The organism is Streptomyces sp. NRRL B-24085 (genome assembly GCF_001282115.1).
In the GTDB taxonomy this organism is placed as follows: Bacteria; Actinomycetota; Actinomycetes; order Streptomycetales; family Streptomycetaceae; genus Streptomyces.
On sequence record NZ_LJBR01000337.1, the window covers coordinates 1 to 1269 of the forward strand.

The following is a 1269-nucleotide window of genomic DNA, read 5'->3' on the forward strand; positions in this document are numbered from 1 at the left end:
CCCTGCCCCGTCTCGCCGCCCTCCGCCTCCACCCGCCGCTGCTCGTCCTGCCCCTGTGCGGCGGGCCTTCCCCGCGTCCGGCGATCGCCCCGGGCGTCCACCGCAATCTCGTACAGCGCGAGCAGCGGGACGACGTCGGTGCCGGTGATCCGGGCCAACGCCTCCACCGCCTCCCGCGGCGGCAGCGAGGTACCGCCCAGGTACCGCTCCCAAGACTTCGCGCTGTACCCGGACTTGGCCGCGAGCTGTCGCATCGTCAGCTCGCTGTGGTCCTTCAACCGGCGTAAGCGGCCCACCAACTGCCGTGCGCTGGGGTCGAGTTCCGCGGGCAGCGGCTTGGAGCGCGGCATGTTTCCCCCACTGCGGTCGTCAGCATGGTCGTGTGCGTGAACAGCGGTTCCCCTCCGCTGCTGCGCATTCTGCATGAGCCCGCCACATCTGTCACAGGTGTCCCGCATCACCGTCCCGCGGGATGCTGTCGTCGCAGGTCAGCGCCGTTGTCGTCCCGTAAGACCGCCACTTGGGCCGCAGCCGTGGCCGCCGTGGCCGGGCGCCCTGCACCTTGGTCTCGCCACCTGCCCCGCTCGGCGTGACAGGTGCCGACCCCACGAATGAAAGAGGAACGCATGCGACCGAACGCTATGGGCAGGACCATCGCCGGTGTCATCGCCGTCGTCGGCCTCGCCGCCGGCAGTGTGGCGACCGCGGGCACCAGCTTCGCGGCGACCGCGGGCACCGCGGGGACGACGGCGGTGGCCCAGCCCGCCGCCGTGGCCGCGACGCAGAACTTCGGTCTGACCACGGCCGAGGCCAAGAACGTCCAGGAATTCCTCGCGGACTACTGGGGCTACACGGGGGCCATCGACGGTCAGCTCGGCACCAACAGCTGGAAGGCCTTCCAGCGCTGCCTCGCGACGTACTGGGGCTACACGGGCGCCATCGACGGGGACCCGGGCCCCAACACCATCAAGGCCCTTCAGCGTCTGCTGAAGGACGACTACGGCTACACGGGCGAGATCGACGGCATCGCCGGTCCGGGCACCCGGGCGGCGTTCAAGCGCTTCGCCGCCTGACCGCTACGACCGGCCACCCACCACGATCCGCCGACTCGGCACAGAGCAGGTCCGACTGACCGTGGAACGACCGGCCTGATCGTGAAGTGACCGTCCGCGGCCCGTCCTTGCCCGGCAAGGACGGGCCGCGGATCTGTGTGCCCGCTCCCCCGCCCGGACCCGATCCGAACGCCCGAAGCACCACAACGGCATCCCG

General features: G+C 71.1%; 2 protein-coding genes. One reads left to right on the forward strand and one right to left on the reverse strand.

Features of this window, described 5'->3' with window-relative positions; translation table 11 throughout:
* A partial coding sequence (locus AOJ26_RS31370; protein ID WP_159044434.1) for a helix-turn-helix domain-containing protein occupies positions 1–350 on the reverse strand: 350 nt, incomplete at its 3' end.
* A 276-nt stretch (positions 351–626) separates the two neighbouring features.
* On the opposite strand from AOJ26_RS31370, the gene AOJ26_RS31375 reads away from it, so the two are divergent.
* Entirely contained in the window at positions 627–1073 is a 447-nt protein-coding gene (locus AOJ26_RS31375; RefSeq protein WP_053851751.1) for a peptidoglycan-binding domain-containing protein, read from the forward strand.
* The last annotated feature ends 196 nt before the right edge of the window (positions 1074–1269 follow it).

Excerpts from the sequence above, each read along its gene's own strand:
- AOJ26_RS31375 (WP_053851751.1), top strand. The coding sequence starts at position 627 with ATGCGACCGAACGCTATGGGCAGGACCATCGCCGGTGTCATCGCCGTC.